The sequence below is a fragment of the Siminovitchia fortis genome (assembly GCF_007681465.1).
GTDB lineage: Bacteria > Bacillota > Bacilli > Bacillales > Bacillaceae_C > Siminovitchia > Siminovitchia fortis.
In genome coordinates this window covers 56485-75832 of the sequence record NZ_VEKZ01000012.1, presented here as the reverse complement: position 1 = coordinate 75832, position 19348 = coordinate 56485, and the positions used below count along the sequence as shown (strand labels likewise).

The window sequence follows — 19348 nt, the reverse complement described above, 5'->3', positions numbered from 1 at the left end:
CGCAATGAGATAAAGGAAACACGGCGAGGTACGAGCCGATGTTGACTTATCGTAGTGGAGGAGGGCGAAGTTTGCCAGTCGCTGGGCGCTGAAGCTGGACAAAGAAAAGCTTCTTTTGAAAAAATTTTTCATATTAGGCTATACTTTACTTTTGCTCTAAAATTAAAAGCGATCTTCATGACCGCTTCTTTCAGTCTGCATAATATGAAAAGCCTATGGCCCCTTGGCCGGTATGAGTGCTGATAACCGGGCTTGTCCAAAGTATCTCAACAGAGTGGAAATCTGTCTGTTTCTCAATCTGCTCTTTCAATTTTGCCGCAAAATCCAGCCCATTTGCATGTGCAATGCTTGCATATTTGATTGTTTTCCCTTTCACATCATCCATAAACTGTTTCATAATATATTTTACTGCCTGTGAATGGCTCCGAACTTTGGCGACCGGGGAATATTCTCCGTTTTCAAGTATCGCAATTGGTTTGATATTCAAGAAGGAACCGATCAATGCTGTACCCTTTCCAATCCGCCCTCCTTTTACAAGGTTTTCCAATGTGTCTACTACTACAAACAAATTGGTGTTTTTTCTTATTTCGTTCATTTTTTCAAAAATTTCGTCTGCAGCAAAGCCTTCTTTCGCCATTTTTGCCGCTTCCCTTACTTGAAAGCCCAATGCTTTGGAAATAAACAATGAATCTACAACATTTACTTTTCCTGCAGCCATGGCTGCTGCGGCCTTTGCTGATTCTGCCGTTCCACTCAGTTTCCCCGCCAGGTGAATGGATATCACTTCGCTTCCATCCTCTGTCAGTTGATTATAAAGATTAAGCAATTCTCCTATTGCCGGCTGGGAGCTTTTTGGAAAGTCCTTTGATCCCTGCATTTTTTTAATGAACTCTTCAGGAGCAATATCAACCCCATCTAAAAAAGACTCCTCCCCGATGGATATAGTAAGGGGGATAACTCGGATATTCAATTCACTCGCTTCTTCCACCGTCAGATCACTGCTTGAATCCGTCACTATTTTTATCATTTGCATGCTGCACATCCTCAGAGCTTATATTTTGTTTGCGGGCTCACGTATGAAAAAAGCGAACACACCGGTTCGCTTTTTTAATCCCGTTCGTATATTTGGAACTCATAATCATATGGATTTTTGTCATCCTTCGGACCTTTTACAGCTGATATTAAACGCCACTTTTCCCAATCCATTTTTGGGAAATAGGTATCGCCTTCAAATGCAGCCCTGATTTTTGTTACATACAGCCGGTCGGCGACATCCAGAAAAAGCTTGAATATTTCCGATCCGCCGGTAATAAACACTTCTGATCCGTTTTCTTCAATCCATTCAAGAAGTTTTTCTTTCGAATGAAAAACAAGGCAGCCTTCAGCCCGGTATTCTTCATCCCTTGTCAAGATGATATTCGTGCGTTCCGGCAATGGCCGGCCGATGGACTCATAAGTTTTTCTTCCCATCACAATCGGATGGCCCATTGTTGTTTTTTTAAAATATTTCAAATCGGCCGGCAGCCGCCATGGAAGTTCATTGTTATTCCCGATCAGCCCATTTTCATCCTGAGCCCATAAAAAAGAAATCATACACTCACTTCTCCTCTAATATGCGGTTGCGCATTGTAATCTTCCAATGAAAAATCTTCATAAGTAAAAGCGAACAAATCTTTCACATCCGGATTGATTTTCATCTTTGGAAGCGGCCCCGGCTTTCTTGTCAACTGAAGTTTTACCTGCTCAACATGATTTTTATATATGTGGGCATCTCCCAATGTGTGGACGAACTCTCCTGGCTTAAGGCCCGTAACTTGCGCCATCATCATGGTCAATAATGCATACGAAGCTATGTTAAATGGGACGCCCAGAAAAATATCGGCTGAACGCTGATAAAGCTGGCAGGAAAGTTTTCCGTCGGAAACATAGAACTGAAACAGACAATGGCATGGCGGCAGCGCCATCTTATCGATGTCCCCCACATTCCAGGCGTTGACAATCATCCGCCGGGAATCCGGGTTTGTTCTAAGCTGATGCAGAACCTCTTTGATCTGATCCACTGTTTTCCCGTCAGCCGCCTGCCATGACCGCCATTGTTTTCCGTAAACAGGGCCTAGATCTCCGTTCTCGTCAGCCCACTCATTCCAAATTCTGACTCCATGATCCTGAAGATACTTCACATTCGTATCACCGGCCAAAAACCAAAGAAGCTCATAAATAATTGATTTCACATGCAGTTTTTTTGTAGTCAAAAGCGGAAACCCTTCCTGCAGATCAAATCTCATTTGATATCCGAAAGTGCTGATCGTACCGGTACCGGTCCGATCTTCCTTTACTGTTCCGCTTTCAAGCACATGGCTGCATAATTTCAGATACTGTTCCATAAAAGACACCCTCGCTTTATTGTAGGCTGTTTAAAAAAGTATACATTTTCGGAGCTTTCACTTTCAATTGTTCCCGTGTATGTTCGGAGTAAAAGTAATAGGCAAAACATTCGGCGAAATACTCTTCCTTGTAATCGAGAAAATAATCCCGTTTCGGAAATAGTGAGCTTGCCTCCTGTTTCCATACCTCTGTCAATTCCTTATCCGTTTTGTCATCATTATAGGAGAATCGCTGCAGGGAATGGGCCAGCTCATGATATTCAAGATTTACTGAACCGTGGCCTTTCCCTTTTTCACTTGATCCGATTTTGACAAAGACATACTGTGAGCCGCCAGCACCCGGCAAATCATCCCATAACACAGTTTCAGGGTAACCTCTGGGCACCTTCCCTTTCAGATGCTCTACGTAAGGCTGATCCGTCAATTTCCCTTCGAAAAGAATTATTTTTATTCCATTCTTTTTTATATCTGACAAGATTGATTTCGGCAGAAGATCCAGCCTCTTGATGATGTTGGCCGCTTCCTCACCGTCAAACTCTTTTTCCGGCAATATGACTGCGTCTTTCAGCAGATTGCCAGACTTTAAGGTTAACATGCTATAAAGTTCGCTTTCTCCAAGCGGCACCCCAATATTTGTTGCCTTGGAAAAGTCGGAAATAAAAAATAGGACAGGGAAAATAAGAAGGATTAATAATATTTTGCGCATTCTGGGCTGCCTCTTCTCTTCTTATGTTTTTTGAGGATAAAATAAATTATATCATATTTATTGAGAGATTTAGAGATTCCCAGAAGAAGATTTCATGGCATCGACGGCTTTAAAGTAAGAATAAACATGAATTTATTGCATTTAAAGGAACTTTTTCCATTATCAATGGTAAAAGTTTTAAGTTGAGGTATAATATGAGTATTCGTTTGGAATAAGGAGGGTTAATAGATGACATCTGTGCTTATTACAATTGGACTCATTGCTTTGCTTGGCTATTTTGTTTATTTGACGATTGCGGATTAAGAGCTTTGGGCACATGAGCAGCCCAAAGCTCTCTATCCTTTTATTTACAGTTTTTTTCAAAAGCTCCCTTTAAGCTGGCGATGATATTCTCCACTTCACTGTCCTCAATATCTTCCCTCGGAATGAAATGTACAACTTCCTTTCCTTGCATCAGTGCAATGGAAGGCGATGATGGTTCATAGCCGGAAAAATACTCACGCATTTTCGCGGTTGCTTCCCTCTCCTGCCCGGCAAAAACCGTTACGAGATGGTCAGGCTTGACAGTGCTTTCTTCAATTGCTCTGATGGCTGCAGGTCTTGCAAGCCCAGCGGCACAGCCGCAGACCGAGTTGACGACAACAAGCGTAGTCCCCGTTACATGATTCATAAACTCCTCAACTTCTTCAGGGGTCAAAAGCTCTTTGAAGTTTGCCTGCACAAGTTCTTCTCTCATTGGCTTGACCACTTGTTTCATATATTCCTCGTATGCCATCGACATATTGATTCCTCCATTTCCATTACTTCGTCGGTTGTTTCCTTGCTTCAGTCATTTGCTTCCAAACGGAGCCTTTTGCTTCTTCTCCGCCCTCAATGCGCTCGATAGCCATTTTTATTTGAAGCCGGACTTCAAATTCCGGATCGTTCTCCGCCGCTTTAAGGGCTGGCAAAACCCGTTCATCTCCCACTTCATACAGGAACATGGCAGCGCGCCAACGTACAATTCTGCTTTTATCTTTCAGTGCCTGGCTCATTTCTTCCATGGCTTCAGAAAATCCGAGATCTGAAAGACAGTCACCAGCTGTTCTTCTTACAGTGACCGTTTTATCATGCAAACCTTCATATAGAAGAGGAAGAACTCTCTTATCTTCTATCATTCCAAGATAAACGACAGCCAGTCTCCGTATGGATGACTTTTCATCGTGCAGGGCTTTTTCAAGCACCGGAAGATCTTCAAGACCGGGCGTATCCATTTGCTCCAAAAGCTGATATCTTTTTCTCCAATCAGGCTCATCGAGCATTTCCGGGGTGAGCTTGATCAATTTTCTTGTTTGAACTGACTGCCGGGCATCAGGTTTGTTGGCATCTTCGATGATCTGTTTCAATCTTTCGTCGGGATACGCAGCCCCCAGCTCTTCAATCACCTGTTGTCCAATCGCATCGAGGTCACCATATCTGACTCCCATATCCTTCCATTTTCGCAAAAGGACATAATTATCACCTTCTGATTGTACCGCTGACATGGCATCTGTAAACCGCTTCGGCAGTCCGAACCTTTTTTCTTCCGTTCCGGTTGACAGTTTAACTTGCAGCGGGATGCCTTTAAACATTTGAACCTGGACCCCTACTTCACCAAAATGTTCGTCCGGCTTGATCATTTCCTCATTCGAAGGATCTGTATTTTCACCAAACACTTCCCTGACTTTTGGTAAAATTTCTTCCCAATGGAACTTTCCATTTCTTTCCACAGCCAAAAAGTCGGCTACATGGTAGACTCCTTTTACTCCATCTATTTCAAGAATCTGTTTTATATAAGGCGGGGCTGATTCCATATGTTCCTTTTTATAATTGTTGCTGACACCCGCTTCAAGTTCCTCGCTTAAAATGACCTTCATCGTATTTGGACTCGGTGTCGGTTCAATTGTTTTTATTTTCATGACAATCCACCTTTCCCGAAAATGTTTAAAACCCCTGTGAATAATTGTACCACAGTCATCATCCTATCCACTAACAGCAAGATCTTAAACAGGAACAAAGGCGCAAAGAGTCGGTTTGCGCCTTTTTGTTCCTGTTTAGGAAATTATAAAATGCTCTAAGTTGTTAGTGACTTATTTGTCACTTAATGCTGCGTCCGGCTCCGACGGACAGGAAGTCCTAGTGCCGCCGGCGCCACAGGACGTGGCGCTTTAAGGCGGCCAGCGCCTATCGACTAGCAGACTTCACGCCTGGTGTGCTCCTGCGGCGTAGCTTATTCGAAGATGTTTGGCTCACCTCGTCGCAAAGCTGCACGACGCCAACTCAAGGAAGCATCACACGAAGCCATCTCAAGTAGTAGCTTTCCTACGATAAGTCAACATCGCTCCGCTGCGCTGCGCGTGTTTCCTTTATCTCGTCAGAAGCGCTCCAGTCTGTACGTCGATAAACAGGCGCTTCCGCCTTTGTTCTTAAAATAACCCGATTGCCCGGCCTCGTTCGTCCACATCCATATGATTGGCTGCCGGCTCTTTTGGAAGCCCCGGCATTGTCATCATTTCCCCGGTTAACGCGACAATGAAGCCGGCGCCCAGTTTGGGTTTCAGTTCCCTGACATGAATGATGAAATCCTCAGGGCGTCCGAGTTTGGAAGGGTCGTCTGAAAGGGAGTATTGTGTTTTCGCCATACAGACAGGCAAACTTCCCCATCCCTGCTCTTCAAATTCCTTCAATTGCTTTAACGCCGCAACTGAAAACTCTACGTCCTTGCCTCCATATACTTGTTGAACAATCGTCCTAATTTTTTCCTCAAGAGAATCCGATAGATCGTATAAATAATTGAATTGGCGCTTATCCGATTCTATTACGTGCAACACTTTTTCAGCAAGACTTATACCGCCTGCTCCGCCTTTTTCCCAAACCTCTGTCAATGCAACAGGGATAGAATGTTTATCGCACCATTTTTCAAGAAGCGACACCTCGGACTCCGTATCTGCAGAAAATTTATTGATCGCCACAACAAATGGCAGGCCGAATGCTGCAATCGTTTCCGTATGTTTCTTTAAATTCTCCAAACCCTTTTCAAGAGCCATAATATTTTCATGGGTCAGCTCATTCTTCGGAACCCCTCCATGCATCTTTAAGGCCCTGATTGTTGCCACAATAACAACGGCATCCGGCTGCAAACCTGCATTTCTGGATTTGATATGGAGGAATTTTTCTGCCCCAAGATCTGCTCCAAAACCAGCTTCCGTTACTACAAAATCACCCATTTTCGCTGCCGTTTTCGTCGCCATGATGCTGTTGCACCCGTGGGCGATATTGGCAAATGGCCCTCCATGAATGATAGCGGGGGTATGCTCGATTGTCTGGACGAGATTCGGCTTGAGTGCATCTTTTAATAATAGGGCAAGAGCTCCTTGAACCCCGAGATCTTTCACTGTGACAGGCTTCTTGTCTAAATCATATGCAATGACCATGCGCGAAAGTCTCCGCTTTAAATCCTCCAAATCTGTTGACAGGCACAGCACAGCCATGATTTCCGAAGCGACCGTTATATCAAAGCCGTCCTCGCGCGGAATACCCTGGGCTGGCCCCCCAAGTCCGACGACCACCTCACGCAAAGCACGGTCATTTAAATCAACTGCCCGTTTCCAAACGACTCTGCGCTGGTCGATTCTCAGTTTGTTCCCCTGCTGCATATGGTTGTCCAGCAATGCAGCAAGTGCGTTATTTGCTGTGGTGATGGCATGCAAATCTCCGGTGAAATGCAAATTGATATCCTCCATCGGCAGGACCTGTGCACGTCCGCCCCCTGTCGCTCCCCCTTTAATCCCCATTGTTGGGCCGAGAGAGGGTTCTCTGAGGGCAATCACCGTCTTTTTTCCAAGCTTTGATAAAGCATCGCCGAGTCCGACGGTCACCGTGGACTTGCCTTCGCCTGCCGGTGTCGGATTGATGGATGTGACAAGGATAAGCTTTCCATCTTTGTTTTTTTGAAGTTCCTTAATCTTTTCATAGGAAATCTTTGCTTTGTATTTCCCGTAATATTCAATGTCATCTTCATACAGGCCTATCTTTTCGGCAACTTGTTGAATTGGCAATACCTCGGCGTTTTGTGCGATTTCGATATCACTCATTGGCTGTTTTCCGCTCACATGCATACCTCCCGATTTTTTAAATCAATTGTACCATATAGCACCATCTTTTCCTTTTATTATCCTTATTCACGCAAAAAAAGCGCCTTAATATCTAATATCAAGGCGCTTTTTTTGGAATTTATTGACTTGCTGTTTCTTCCTCGTTTTTTTCTTGAATAAGCTTCAGTTCCGTGATCCTGTCCGGGTATTCTTCGAAATACTGTACGAGGTCACCGATGCGGTCAATGGAATTCCAGCTCAAGTGATGTTCAATCCCTTCCACATCAGCGTATATATTATCTTCATCCACCCCGATAATCATAAGAAACCTTTCAAGCAGGTCATGACGGTCAACAAGCCGTTTGCCGATTTTTTTCCCTTTGGCGGTTAAAACCAGCCCTCTGTATCGTTCATAGTGAAGGTAGCTTTCCCGATCAAGTTTTTGAACCATTTTCGTAACCGAGGAGGGATGGACTTCGAGAGCTTCCGCTATATCTGAAACCCTTGCATATCCTTTGTTGCTGATCAGTAAATAAATCTGTTCAATATAATCCTCCATGCTTGGGGTCGGCATCTTTATCCCTCCTCTTTCCCGTAATAAGCAAATAAAAGTGTACTATAAGAAAGGAGTTTTAACAAGTGATGTATGTACTTCGGCTTACCGTTATTACAATTTTCGAATAAATCACGTTAATTTTAAGCGTTTTCTTGACTCTTTATTTTACCTGGTGTATAGTTGACTTATCATTTAAGCAAAATATAGGGAATCTACAGATTTTTCAGTTGTTTTGCTTTATGATAATATTTTTTATTGGCATTCGTTGCCGAAGATTTTAGGAGGATTAAGTGCATGCAAAACGGAAAAGTAAAATGGTTTAACAATGAAAAAGGTTATGGATTCATCGAGGTTGAAGGTGGGGACGACGTTTTCGTACATTTTACCGCAATCCAAGGAGAAGGCTTTAAAACACTGGAAGAAGGCGAAGAAGTTTCTTTCGAGATTGTTGAAGGAAATCGCGGGCCTCAAGCTGCTAACGTAAATAAAGTTTCTTCTATATAAAAAAATCCAAAGGCTGACAAATTTTTGTCAGCCTTTTATTGTTAACAATAAATCGCCTTTCTTTCGAAGGCTTTCACCAACCGTACATTGCTTAATGCAAAAGTGGTGAGCGTGCGTTTTGCTATATTCTTTCCTGAAGTGTTTCTTTAAAAAACATTCTTCACAATATTCCTTTAATAGACCATTAATTTCTTTCATCACTTCTGAACGGTTCATGTGACCAACCTTCCCTTGACACTGATTCTTTTTATTCTTGCGTTTCGAGCTTCAGATGACTGTCAATCATCTGATTTCGAAGGGCCTGGCCGGCCAGTTTATGGGCTTCTTTATTTTCATTTCTGGCGATGATTTGAAATGACGGCTTTAGACCCATGGCTTTTATTTTTTCTTCAATCCTGTCCAGCCACAGATTCAGCGTTTCATCAAAACAGGGCCATTCTCCGGACAGCTGTTTAAGCACTCCCTGTGCATCCCCCATGATTACGCAAGGGGAATGCTTCACACCGAGTTGCTGAAGTACCTCCAAAGCATTGTACAATGCTGCATATTCCGCCTCATTGCTGCTCAACAGCTCGAGTAATTTCGCGTTATATCTTATGCGGAATTTCTCTTTGCCTTTATCATAATAAATCACAATGCCAATTCCGGATTCCGCGTTTTCCCGGTCGTATCCCCCGTCAAAATAGATGGTCGGATTGCGCGGCTCATCTTCTGTCTTTTCCATCAGTTTATGAAATTCCTTTAATGTCCATTCCCTTCCCATTTCATCCATTACGGTTATATCTTTAATCCTGCCTGTCTTCAGCATATCGTTGACCAATGGCGTGATCCCCTTATCCTCAAACCATTCCGACTCCAATTGGAGCCGTTTTGTGCCGGGGCCCTTATAATAAAATTTCAGCTTTACATCCATTTAACTGATCCCTCAATGTGATTTTGTTGGTTCAAACATTCCTGTCAGATATAATTTAAGTGATCTTCTTTAAATATGATATTTCCCCAGTTGGACAGAAATAACCGAAAGGAGATGCTGTTAAATTGATTGAAGTATACATTGATGGCGCCAGCGCAGGGAATCCGGGCCCGAGCGGCATCGGCATTTTTATAAAGAATAATGGACAAGTTGAATCTCATTCGATTCCGCTTGGACAGTTGACCAATCATGAAGCCGAGTTTATGGCTCTGATCAGGGCACTGGAAATTTGCCGGGATCGTTCCTGTTCGATTATTTCAGTGAGGTCTGATTCCGCCCTTGTAGTTGATGCCGTCGAAAATACATTCGTGCGAAATAAAAAGTATGCGCCGCTTCTGGACACAGCCCTTCAGCTTGCAAGGTCTTTCGAACTTTTTTTCATTAAATGGATCCCGTCAAAGGAAAACAAAAAAGCGGATGAACTTGCAAGGAAAGCCATCCGGATGAACCGTTAAGAAAGATAATCGATTCATATTTCAGGTCAGCGGGACAATTCCCATTCCGCAAACGGATCTTCCGCCACTTCTTGTTTTAACTGATAAAGCTGGCGGCGTATAGTGTTCATTTCGTGTTCTTGAACGATTTCAAAGGCCGTATGGGGAACGCCTGGCCAATTCGCTTCCTCAAGATCGATTGTGACCGGGACATTACAATGTATTTTGGCCAATTCCCGAGACATATGCATCATCTCTTTGTCCTGTTCTATCTTGTTTCGCTGCGATGGCGTCAAAGCAGATAAATTCTCAAGCAATGACTCAATATTTCCGTGCTCCTGTATAAGCTTCATAGCTGTTTTTTCACCGATTCCCTTTACCCCCGGATAGCCGTCACTGGCATCGCCCATCAAAGCTTTCACATCTACAAGCTGTTTGGGCTCCATTTGAAACTTTTCGGTAAACGAGAGTTTGGTATATTTGGCATAATGGCCGATTCCTTTTTGCATAATCCATACATGCACCTGATCATCCAAAATTTGAAGCAGATCGCGGTCACCTGTCAAAACGGTGACATGGATATCTTTTTTGATTTGTTCGCAAATCGTTCCAATGCAATCATCCGCTTCATAACCGGGAAGTCCTATGTTCGGTATGGAAAATGCTGATGTCACTTCTTTTGCCAAATCGAATTGGGGAATAAGCTCGACGGGAGGTGCCTCCCGATTGGACTTGTAATCTTGGAATATATCATTTCTGAATGTTTTGCTCCCCATATCCCAGCAAACGGCAACATGTGAAGGCTGTGATGATTCCAACGCTGTGAAGAAGTGGCGCAAAAAGCCCTGAACAGCGTTTGTCGGTATTCCTTTGCTGTTAATCATAAACTGCTTTCTGACGGCCGTGGCAAAAAATGAACGGAAAAGCAGAGCCATTCCGTCAACTAGTAATAACCTATTTTTATTCATCAATGGATAGCACCTTTCAGCCATTTTTTTATATTGTCATTATAGCATAGAAAAACAGGGCTTGCCGGAAGCCCTGTTTTAATTTTCTTCCTTTTCGACCGGATTTTCTGGGTATGAAACCCAATCAGAATAACTGCCTGCATACAGCTTGACGTGTTCAAACCCTGCTTCAAGCAATGCGATGATATTCGGGGTGGCTGTCACACCCGATCCACAGTAAACAATGATACTGCCGTCCTTATCCAAATCGGAAAATCTGCTGATCTGTTCTTCGCGGCTCTTCCATTTTCCTGCTTTAAATCCGTCTGTCCATTCGCGATTAATCGCGCCAGGAATATGTCCCAGTTTACGGTCAAGCGGTTCAATAATGCCCAAGTATCTCTCCCTCGCCCTTGAATCAATCAGCACTGCCGTTTGTTTATTTATTGCGGCTTTAACGTCCGCTATGTCCGCGAGCATATCGAGGTTCAAATTGACAGTAAAATGGACAGGCTTCGTACGCGGTTTGACATCCGTTATTGGAAAACCGGCTTTCTCCCAATTTTCCATGCCCCCGTCCAGCACATAAACATCAGGATGCCCCATGTACTTCAACAGCCACCAAAAGCGGGAAGCGAAGCAGCAATCCCCGCCGTCATAGGTGATAACTGTTGTTTTTTCATTGATGCCGGCTTGTTCGAGCTTTTGTTGCAGCTTTTGAATATCGGGCAGAGGGTGCCGGCCCCCGTGTTTCTGAACTTTGTCAGACAGATCATCGGCCAAGTCAAAATGGACAGCACCCGGAATATGTTTATGCTCATAAGTCTTTTTGCCATATAAAGGGTCTGTTAATGAGTAGGTACAGTCAACAATCCGGATATTTTCGTCTTCCAATCTCTCTTTCAGCCATTCTATCGATTTAAAAAACATAAACATTCCCCCTTCAGAAGTTCATTCAGCCGGGGCTATCGCCTGGCGAATCTCCTTCCAATGGCCGATCTTGCCGGTATCCTCAAATGCAAGGAGCCATGCTGAATATTGACCGTTTATATCTTCTACTATGCTTTTTATCATTTTATCAAATTCGGCAGCAAGCATTTCCTGATAATGCTGATTCAACTTGGCCAGGCCTTGTTCCAAATACGAATCTGCAAGCGGGGAAAGCAGATCTTCCAATGCTTCTTCCATTAGCTTTTTCTCGTTCTTTTCAAAAAAAGACTTTGGGTTTTTGAAATACTTGAATGATCCGGCAAAGTATTTCCTATCGCTGTCTTTAAACGCCGGAGAAAAATCAAGTGTGTCCGCCCGGCCAATTTCCGGTGCTGATATCATTAAATTTTCATCCATCGACGCTATTTCCCGATTGATTTGTTCAAATCGTTCCTTCAAAAGCTTTGCTGCAAATTGCTCAACCCGCAATGAGGTGGCCCGAAGTTCCTGTGCAAAATCGAAGCCGGAAGCTTCCAAATAATCATCCAAAGCCCTGTTCAAAGAGTCCTTGTTATTGTTTTGCAATGCCGCGGGATTGAAAGCTTCCTTAAAGAAGTCCGGAAGCCTGTAAAAGACTCTCTGTTTGACGTAATGGACCAGTTCCCGTGCCTCTTGCGCAAGCCTGTCAGGCATTGTTGCGGCCCCCATGCCTTCAAGCCACTCATTCAATTTGTCCCTCGATTCAATAAGCCTGCTTTTGCGTGCAGCTCTCTGAGATTCATCTTCGTTGGCTGAATCAATCATCTGGTCAAGCATTTTTACGGCGCGTTGATATTCCGCTTCAGCAGATTGAACGGCCATTTTTGCCAGGTCATTCTCAAGAAAATTTGAAAATGCATTAGAAAATTCTCCGATATTGGAGGCTTCTTTTGTTTCCTGTTCCTGGGCAAGTTTGCTCGATAGACCAAAAATTCTCGGGAAGCGGATGCCATATTCAGTCAATTGATCCCTGACATACCCCAGCACATCGCTGACTTCTTCATCAGAGGAAGCGAGGTCGATGGCATTGACAATAAAGAACATTTTATCCAGTTCAAAAGCATCTTTTACCCGGCCCAATTGGATCAGGAATTCCCTGTCCGCTTTAGAGAACGCGTGGTTGTAATAAGTGACAAATAATATGGCATCCGAATTTTTAATATAGTTGAAGGCAACGCCTGTATGCCTTGCGTTGATTGAATCCGCTCCAGGTGTGTCCACCAGAGTAATACCTTCTCTTGTAAAAGGGCAGTCATAATACAAATCGATCAGTTCTACAAAGCATGATTGGGATTCATTGGCGACAAAATCTTGGAAATCATCCATGCCTGTAATAATGGATTGGCCGAGTTTGCCGCTAAATTTCTTATATCCTGTTTCAAAGGCGCGCAAGAAAGACAGATGCACCTTCTCTTTCCCTTCACCTTCTTTTTGAGATAGGACTGACGGAATAAGACGGTATGCTTCCTCAAGACTATCGCAATTTTTTCCGAAAAGCTGTAATGATTGGTTGACATCATCAAGCATGTCTTCCGGTTCTTTCAAACGGACTAAGGCAGTTCCATGCTTGTAATCCTGATTCGGCGGACATATCCGATTTATGGCTGCCGTTGTCGGATTTGGTGAAACAGGCAGCACCTTTTCTCCAAGCATGGCATTGGCAAAAGAAGATTTCCCCGCACTAAAAGCGCCAAACAGGGCAATTGTATAGTTATTGTTTTTCAAGCGGCCGGCCTTCTGCTGAAGCTGCGCGGTCATTCTCTCGAAACCTTTTTCTTTCGATAAATAAGAGACGGCGAGATCCAGCTTGCGGATTACATCCTTTTGTGGTGGAATGCCGCCATCATCTTCCGCCTCCGGGGCACTTTGCTTCACATACACTTTTTCAGAGACTGTATGGCCATGCGCATAGTTCCCTTGAAAAATATTTACTTCATTCTCTAACCTTTCCCATTGCTGCTGAAGCTTTTCTAAATTCTTATCTTCATTGCCTGTCGGTATCTCGATGCATTCGAGCTTCGCCTCACAGTCCTTGTTAAGCCTTTCAAGCTCTTCGATGGCTTTAGCCACTTTTTCAACATCAGCAGCAGCTTCCTCGACGGAAAGCAATTCATTTTTTGCCTTTTCTTCTATGGCGGCCGCTATTAGTTCCTTTAACTTGTCAGACTGGTTGACCGCAGCCCTCTTCAATTGATTGGCGAGCTCTTCCGTGTAATTCAGAACATATTCGCCTGTTACCCGCGCACCTTTGTTAATGGCTGATTCCAGCAAATCGTTATCAAAATCAATTGTTAAGCTTTGAGCCTCGGTTTCCAAGTCGCTCCGTGAAATCGCGCTTGCCTGAAGCTTGCGTGCAAACAGTTCACGCAAATGCCATTCAAGCTGCCGCTCAACCTGGCTCCGGATGCTTTCGGCAAAAGCATTGAGACGGGAGGCTTTTTCTTCTTTCGTCTTTTTTTTGCTCATAAAAAAACCGACCTTGAAATCCGGCTGTGCGGACTCCAAAAACCGTTCTGCCAACTCTCTTATTTCATAAGGCATCAAGTAGGCATTTTTTAGGAGATTGGCTCTTTCCTCTTCAAAATCGCGAATCCATTCATTCGCCCTATTTAGCAACTTTCTCTTTTTGATATGCAGCTTTTCCTGTTCCCTGAAAATGCCGGCAAGCTCTTCTTCTGCAAGCCCGTCAATTACAGCCGTAAAAGGAAGGGCCTCCTTCATTTTCTCCTCTTGCATCCATATTTCATGCTCTTTGATCATTTGGTGAAAAGCCGCTTCGATCGTATGCTGTATCCAATCCTCATGATTGGCGATGGCATCTTGAATCAATGCTTTTACAGAACCGAATTCATTGAAGCTGTTTCCGGGATCCTTCAATGTGGTGAAGAAGATCTCTTCAGGATACACGCTCCATGCTGCAAAGGAGTCGCGGACCGACTGTTTATAGGCTTCAAATGGCAGTTCATCCTCATTGTGCTTATCAATTTGATTCACGATCAAATAAAGCTTTACACCGTGCCGGAGCAAATTTCTCGTATATAAAAAATTCAGTTCGGATTGGACATGGTTATAGTCCATCACATAAAAAACAATATCTGCCAAATGGAGTGCCGACTCTGTTGAAATCCTATGTGCTTCATCAGTCGAGTCGATACCCGGTGTGTCCATGACTGTGATTCCCGGGGGAAGATTTGAGCCGTGCTTCCCTATTTCTACTTCCAGCACTTCGCCGCTCTTACAAAACTCCTTCACAGTATCAAAATCATACGGGGCTTTAAATAACAGCGGCTTATCGTTCTTATAATATACTTTGGCGAACTCTTCCTGTGAATCACGGACCTTTACCAGGTTGGCACTGGTCGGAATCGGGCTGGACGGAAGAATCTGTTCACCGATCAATGCATTGATCATAGTGGATTTTCCAGCCGAAAAGTGGCCGCTGAAAGCTGTAATAAATTCTATATCATGTATTTTCTTGAGCAGTTTGGCAGCTTTTTCAGCACGGGAAGTATCTCCATTTTGCTGGAACCTCTCGAATAATGTGAGTGCTTTTTGAAGCTGCCTATCATTTATGGACCTTTCCAATACCTGTACCATCTGCGTTGACAATCCCCTTACATTTTCTTTTCTATCTCCATTTTACCTAATTTTTAGCCATTTTCATATAGTATGGCCCGAACAATTATAGGCGTTATGAATAATCTGTATGTTTTCGGAGGGCTTTTTTCCTCCGCCGGTATTCTGACAGCCAATATAAGCTGATTTAAAACAAAAAAAGCTCCTGCGGTGATATATGCCTGAAAAATAAGGGGTATGATAACCAATTCAATCGTGACGATCAAGTAGTTGGGGTGCTTGATATATTTGAATGGTCCCTTTTTAACCGGCTTTGCACCCGGGAGGACGATGATTTTTGTATTCCAATATTTCCCCAAAGTTGAAATAATCCATATTCTCGCTGCCTGCGCCAGCAGGAATATGACTAATAACGGTTTCCAATAGGTGTTGAGTGTCGGATGAAACCGATTTACCTCGATGATCAGGGAAATAAAAAAGCTGATGTGAATCAGCACCATGGCCCAATAATGACCCTTTCCGTATTCTTTGCCACCACGCTCTTTCATCCAGCGTTCGTTCCTTTTGGCCAATGCCAGTTCGGACAAACGCTGGATAATGACAAGTGTTAAAAATATAGTAAAAAACATCATTCCCACCTGGCCAAAAGAAGCTCGGAACTGAATCCCGGACCCAAGGCAGTTATGATTCCGTATTCCCCGCTTCTTATGTTTTTATTTAAAAAACTTTTTAGTACAAATAGAACGGAAGCTGATGACATGTTGCCGTATTCGCGAAGAACATTTAACGATTCAACTGTTTTTTCCGGCTGGAGCTTCAGGGCTTTTTCATAGGCCAAAATCACTTTTTTGCCCCCGGGATGTGCAATGAATTGTCCGATATCCCGGATTGTCATTTGATGCTCTTCCAAAAAGCCCGATACATTGGGTTCAAGCCAATTTTCCACAAGTGCCGGGATGCTCTTTGAAAATACAACAAATAAGCCCTCATCCTTAATATCCCATCCCATTACATCCAAGGAATCGCTAAGCAATGTGGACTTTGTATCAATCACTCTGGGCACCGGACTGCTTGTAAATCTTTTAAAGTCACTCTCTGTACCGGCTACAAGTGCAGCTGCAGCTCCATCGGCAAAAAGGGATGTACCGATCAGATTGCTTTTTGAAAGATCATCTTTCTGGAATGTCAAGCTGCATAATTCAACAGCTACAACCAACACTTTTGCTGAGGGAAATGCCCGGCAATACTCATAAGCCCGTGAAAGCCCTGCCGCCCCGCCGGCACACCCCAATCCCCAGATCGGAATTCTCTTTATATGCCTTGAAAAAGGCAGCACATTCATAATTCTTGCTTCGAGGCTCGGTGTGGCGAGACCTGTTGTGCAGATCATGAAGATCGCATCAATATCCTCATACTCGACATTCTTCTTTAATAGCGGGGAGTGCAAACAGTCTTTTATGGCCTGGGTGCTCAAATCTACTGCCGCCTCAATAAATGCATCATTTTTCTCCGCGAATGAATGGTCGCTTTGATACCATTTTATATCTTTGGCAATATGTCTTTTTTCAATCTCCCCATTGTGAAAAACTTTCAGTAAACGGTCAATATGATCAACAGACCTGGAAAAAAGATGCCTGGCAAATTCCATGGCATCTTTCTGAGAAATTTCATTTTCAGGGACTCCTGTTCCGACTGACAAAATGTACGGCAAATTGAATATCCCCTTTCTCTTCGCTTCAGGCGAATGTAATGGAAAAGTTATGAGGTCAATTCATTTAAATGTTGAAAAAAATCTGGATAAGAAATGGATATGGCTTCACTATTTTCGATGACGGTCTTCCCTTCGGCAAGGCAGGAAGCAATTGCCAGCATCATTCCGATACGGTGGTCTCCGTGGCTGTCAACTGAAGCTGGGCGCAGCTTGGCACCGCCGTAAATGATCATCCCATCATCCGTGGCCTTGATCCTTGCCCCCATTTTTGTAAGTTCTTTGACTACCGTATCAATGCGGTTTGTCTCTTTCACTTTTAATTCTTCCGCATCTTTAATGATCGTAGTGCCTTCAGCCTGAGTGGCAGCCAGCGCAATGATCGGAATTTCATCTATCAGCCTCGGAATGATATCCCCGCCTATTTCAATACCTTTTAAACCGGACGATTTAATGGTGATGTCCGCAGCCGGTTCAATTTCATCCAATGCAGTTTCTTCTATTATAATATCTGCACCCATTTCTTCCAGTACATCTATTATTCCAGTTCTTGTAGGGTTTATTCCGACGTTTTTGACTTTCAGTTCACTATTTGGGACAATTGCGCCTGCCGTAAGGAAAAAGGCTGCTGAAGAAATATCTCCGGGTACATGGATTGTTGTACCTTTTAAAGCTTGTTTTCCCCTGATCGTAGTTTTTAACCCATCGACTTCCACCTGGCATCCAAAGGCTGACAGCATTCTTTCCGTATGATTTCTCGATGTCTGTGGTTCAAGTACGGTTGTCTCCCCTTCCGCGTGGAGTCCTGCCAATAATATGGCCGATTTAACCTGTGCACTGGCAACAGGAGACGAATATTCAATTCCTTGAAGACCGCCGCCCCTGATGCTGATCGGTGCTAAGCTGCCATTTTCGCGGCCGTCGATTCTGGCACCCATCTGCCTTAAAGGATGCGCCACCCTGTCCATTGGCCTTTTAGCAATGGAGTCATCTCCTATAAGGCAAGCATGGAAAGGGGCCCCGGCTAAAATTCCGAGCATTAGGCGGATAGTCGTTCCGGAATTTCCAACATCAAGGATTTCAACCGGCTCTTTTAAGCCATCAAACCCAGTCCCGTCGATTTCTACATAATCCCCGTTACGTCTGATCCGAACTCCCATCTTTCTGAAACATTCAATCGTATTCAGACAGTCATCGCCCGTGAGCAGGCCGTAAACTTTTGTTTTTCCTTCGGCAATAGCCCCGAGCATGACCGCCCTGTGGGAAATTGATTTATCACCCGGCACACGGATTGTTCCTTTCAATTGTACATCGCCTTCTGTTTTTAATGTAATCGTCAACAGGATTTCCCCCTACATATTTAAATACGTCTCATAATCATTCTTAATCAGGCATTCTTCTGCCTTTTCCCTGTCTGCCTCTGTTTGGAAGCTCAGCCGCAGCACCCCGAAAACATCTTCACGGGCTTCGATGATCCGTATATTTGTCAAGCTGATCCTCTTTTCGGCCAATATGGCCGTCACATGCGAAATAACCCCCGGCTTATCCAGTACGTCGACGTACAGATCGTAGAAAGCGTCGATTGCGCCCCTTGCCCTGACAGGAAGAGCATCCCTGAACTTTTTCGCATCGGCAAAATAGCTGTAAATGTCATCCTGATCCCCGGATTGTACAAGGTCCTTGACATATTCCATCTCATCGATCCATTCATCGATCAATGAAAGCAGACTGCTTTGATTATGTTTGACGACATCTCTCCACATGGCAGGGCTGCTGGAGGCAATACGGGTGATATCCCGGAAACCGCCCGCCGCGAGCCATCGGACACGCTCGTTGGCCCCTGCATGTTTTTTCACCTGGCGGACTATACTGGTGGCAATCAGGTGAGGCAGGTGGCTGACAACCCCGGTAACCATATCATGTTCCTCCGGTTCCATGACAACGAAATTTGCACCTGTCCCCTTCAGCCAACTTTTTAGTTCACATACTTTTTCTTCGGTCGTATTTCCGGCAGGTGTCAATATATAAAAAGCATTCTCAAACAAATGCCTCCTGGCGCTTCCAGCTCCGGATTTATGGGAGCCGGCCATAGGATGGCCGCCGATGAAAACAGCGCCTTTTTCGCGCAGCACCGCTGACTTTTCCATTATTTTAACCTTCGTACTTCCTACATCAGTGATAATGGCTTCCGGCTTTAGGGGCAGTTCCGCCAACTGGCATATTTTCTGTTCCACTTCTTCAACCGGACAGGCCAGAATGATTAAATCACTGGCTGCCGCTTCTTTTTCAAAGGATGGCAGGCATTCATCGATGATGTTCATTTTCTCTGCAAGCCTGCAGTTTTGTTCGTTCAGGTCATAACCGGTAATATACACACCGGGATGCTCCTTTTTGATCGCTAAGGCAATAGAGCCGCCGATCAGCCCAACCCCTATGATTAAAACTCTTTTATCCAAGCTGTATTTTCCTCTCTGCTAAG

19 protein-coding genes are annotated in these 19348 nt (G+C 44.1%); 2 read left to right on the top strand and 17 right to left on the bottom strand.

The window, feature by feature from the left end:
• Positions 1-190: 190 nt before the first annotated feature.
• The 8 genes from FS666_RS06405 to mntR form a co-directional block, all read right to left on the bottom strand.
• Positions 191-1033 carry a DegV family protein gene (locus tag FS666_RS06405; protein WP_144461082.1) on the bottom strand — a complete coding sequence of 281 codons (843 nt, stop codon included), beginning with the start codon at positions 1031-1033 and terminating at the stop codon, positions 191-193.
• A gap of 74 nt (positions 1034-1107) precedes the next feature.
• Positions 1108-1593, bottom strand: a complete 486-nt coding sequence (locus tag FS666_RS06400; RefSeq protein ID WP_144461083.1) for a dihydrofolate reductase — start codon at positions 1591-1593, stop codon at positions 1108-1110.
• Positions 1590-2384, bottom strand: a complete 795-nt coding sequence (locus tag FS666_RS06395; RefSeq protein ID WP_144461084.1) for a thymidylate synthase — start codon at positions 2382-2384, stop codon at positions 1590-1592. Before FS666_RS06395 ends, FS666_RS06400 begins: the two co-directional genes overlap by 4 nt.
• A gap of 16 nt (positions 2385-2400) precedes the next feature.
• The gene (locus tag FS666_RS06390) at positions 2401-3090 is read right to left on the bottom strand and encodes an anthrax toxin lethal factor-related metalloendopeptidase (protein ID WP_144461085.1); all 690 of its coding nucleotides are present in this window, start codon (positions 3088-3090) and stop codon (positions 2401-2403) included.
• 343 nt (positions 3091-3433) lie between these two features.
• Positions 3434-3871, bottom strand: coding sequence for a BrxA/BrxB family bacilliredoxin (locus tag FS666_RS06385; protein WP_144461086.1), 438 nt, complete (start codon positions 3869-3871; stop codon positions 3434-3436).
• Between the two features lie 19 nt (positions 3872-3890).
• Positions 3891-5027 carry a conserved virulence factor C family protein gene (locus tag FS666_RS06380; RefSeq protein ID WP_144461087.1) on the bottom strand — a complete coding sequence of 379 codons (1137 nt, stop codon included), beginning with the start codon at positions 5025-5027 and terminating at the stop codon, positions 3891-3893.
• Positions 5028-5534: 507 nt separating this feature from the next.
• The gene (locus FS666_RS06375) at positions 5535-7226 is read right to left on the bottom strand and encodes a formate--tetrahydrofolate ligase (RefSeq protein ID WP_144461088.1); all 1692 of its coding nucleotides are present in this window, start codon (positions 7224-7226) and stop codon (positions 5535-5537) included.
• A 115-nt stretch (positions 7227-7341) separates the two neighbouring features.
• Complete coding sequence (mntR, locus tag FS666_RS06370) at positions 7342-7776, bottom strand: transcriptional regulator MntR (protein ID WP_144461089.1); 435 nt, start codon at positions 7774-7776, stop codon at positions 7342-7344.
• 276 nt (positions 7777-8052) lie between these two features.
• On the opposite strand from mntR, the gene cspD reads away from it, so the two are divergent.
• Positions 8053-8262 (top strand): cold-shock protein CspD, encoded by a 210-nt coding sequence (cspD, locus tag FS666_RS06365; protein WP_018707214.1) that lies wholly within the window; start codon positions 8053-8055, stop codon positions 8260-8262.
• 27 nt (positions 8263-8289) lie between these two features.
• Here cspD and FS666_RS06360 read toward each other — a convergent pair whose 3' ends face one another.
• Together FS666_RS06360 and FS666_RS06355 are read right to left on the bottom strand one after the other, a co-directional pair.
• The gene (locus FS666_RS06360) at positions 8290-8478 is read right to left on the bottom strand and encodes a zinc-finger domain-containing protein (RefSeq protein WP_120072994.1); all 189 of its coding nucleotides are present in this window, start codon (positions 8476-8478) and stop codon (positions 8290-8292) included.
• A gap of 31 nt (positions 8479-8509) precedes the next feature.
• Positions 8510-9175 (bottom strand): reverse transcriptase-like protein, encoded by a 666-nt coding sequence (locus FS666_RS06355; RefSeq protein ID WP_144461090.1) that lies wholly within the window; start codon positions 9173-9175, stop codon positions 8510-8512.
• Between the two features lie 125 nt (positions 9176-9300).
• On the opposite strand from FS666_RS06355, the gene FS666_RS06350 reads away from it, so the two are divergent.
• Positions 9301-9690, top strand: a complete 390-nt coding sequence (locus FS666_RS06350) for a reverse transcriptase-like protein (protein ID WP_120072998.1) — start codon at positions 9301-9303, stop codon at positions 9688-9690.
• 26 nt (positions 9691-9716) lie between these two features.
• Here the strand turns inward: FS666_RS06350 and FS666_RS06345 are convergent, their stop codons facing one another.
• From FS666_RS06345 to FS666_RS06315, 7 genes are all read right to left on the bottom strand, one after another.
• Entirely contained in the window at positions 9717-10637 is a 921-nt protein-coding gene (locus FS666_RS06345) for a 5'-3' exonuclease (protein ID WP_164876335.1), read from the bottom strand.
• Between the two features lie 78 nt (positions 10638-10715).
• Positions 10716-11546: a sulfurtransferase gene (locus FS666_RS06340; RefSeq protein ID WP_120073002.1), complete on the bottom strand. Its 831-nt coding sequence runs from the start codon at positions 11544-11546 to the stop codon at positions 10716-10718.
• A gap of 21 nt (positions 11547-11567) precedes the next feature.
• Entirely contained in the window at positions 11568-15182 is a 3615-nt protein-coding gene (locus tag FS666_RS06335) for a dynamin family protein (protein WP_144461091.1), read from the bottom strand.
• Positions 15183-15235: 53 nt separating this feature from the next.
• Positions 15236-15790 carry an isoprenylcysteine carboxyl methyltransferase family protein gene (locus FS666_RS06330; protein ID WP_244943857.1) on the bottom strand — a complete coding sequence of 185 codons (555 nt, stop codon included), beginning with the start codon at positions 15788-15790 and terminating at the stop codon, positions 15236-15238.
• Positions 15790-16872: a type III polyketide synthase gene (locus FS666_RS06325; protein WP_144461093.1), complete on the bottom strand. Its 1083-nt coding sequence runs from the start codon at positions 16870-16872 to the stop codon at positions 15790-15792. The genes FS666_RS06330 and FS666_RS06325 overlap by 1 nt, the downstream gene beginning before the upstream one ends.
• A 47-nt stretch (positions 16873-16919) precedes the next feature.
• Positions 16920-18203, bottom strand: coding sequence for a 3-phosphoshikimate 1-carboxyvinyltransferase (aroA, locus tag FS666_RS06320; RefSeq protein WP_390614522.1), 1284 nt, complete (start codon positions 18201-18203; stop codon positions 16920-16922).
• Between the two features lie 18 nt (positions 18204-18221).
• On the bottom strand, positions 18222-19325 hold the full coding sequence (locus tag FS666_RS06315; RefSeq protein ID WP_144461095.1) for a prephenate dehydrogenase: 1104 nt from the start codon (positions 19323-19325) through the stop codon (positions 18222-18224).
• Between the last annotated feature and the right edge of the window lie 23 nt (positions 19326-19348).

Coding starts and splice junctions, on each gene's coding strand:
- FS666_RS06405 (WP_144461082.1), bottom strand. CDS start 1,033: ATGCAAATGATAAAAATAGTGACGGATTCAAGCAGTGATCTGACGGTG.
- FS666_RS06400 (WP_144461083.1), bottom strand. CDS start 1,593: ATGATTTCTTTTTTATGGGCTCAGGATGAAAATGGGCTGATCGGGAAT.
- FS666_RS06395 (WP_144461084.1), bottom strand. CDS start 2,384: ATGGAACAGTATCTGAAATTATGCAGCCATGTGCTTGAAAGCGGAACA.
- FS666_RS06390 (WP_144461085.1), bottom strand. CDS start 3,090: ATGCGCAAAATATTATTAATCCTTCTTATTTTCCCTGTCCTATTTTTT.
- FS666_RS06385 (WP_144461086.1), bottom strand. CDS start 3,871: ATGTCGATGGCATACGAGGAATATATGAAACAAGTGGTCAAGCCAATG.
- FS666_RS06380 (WP_144461087.1), bottom strand. CDS start 5,027: ATGAAAATAAAAACAATTGAACCGACACCGAGTCCAAATACGATGAAG.
- FS666_RS06375 (WP_144461088.1), bottom strand. CDS start 7,226: ATGCATGTGAGCGGAAAACAGCCAATGAGTGATATCGAAATCGCACAA.
- mntR (WP_144461089.1), bottom strand. CDS start 7,776: ATGCCGACCCCAAGCATGGAGGATTATATTGAACAGATTTATTTACTG.
- cspD (WP_018707214.1), top strand. CDS start 8,053: ATGCAAAACGGAAAAGTAAAATGGTTTAACAATGAAAAAGGTTATGGA.
- FS666_RS06360 (WP_120072994.1), bottom strand. CDS start 8,478: ATGAACCGTTCAGAAGTGATGAAAGAAATTAATGGTCTATTAAAGGAA.
- FS666_RS06355 (WP_144461090.1), bottom strand. CDS start 9,175: ATGGATGTAAAGCTGAAATTTTATTATAAGGGCCCCGGCACAAAACGG.
- FS666_RS06345 (WP_164876335.1), bottom strand. CDS start 10,637: ATGAATAAAAATAGGTTATTACTAGTTGACGGAATGGCTCTGCTTTTC.
- FS666_RS06340 (WP_120073002.1), bottom strand. CDS start 11,546: ATGTTTTTTAAATCGATAGAATGGCTGAAAGAGAGATTGGAAGACGAA.
- FS666_RS06335 (WP_144461091.1), bottom strand. CDS start 15,182: ATGGTACAGGTATTGGAAAGGTCCATAAATGATAGGCAGCTTCAAAAA.
- FS666_RS06330 (WP_244943857.1), bottom strand. CDS start 15,790: ATGTTTTTTACTATATTTTTAACACTTGTCATTATCCAGCGTTTGTCC.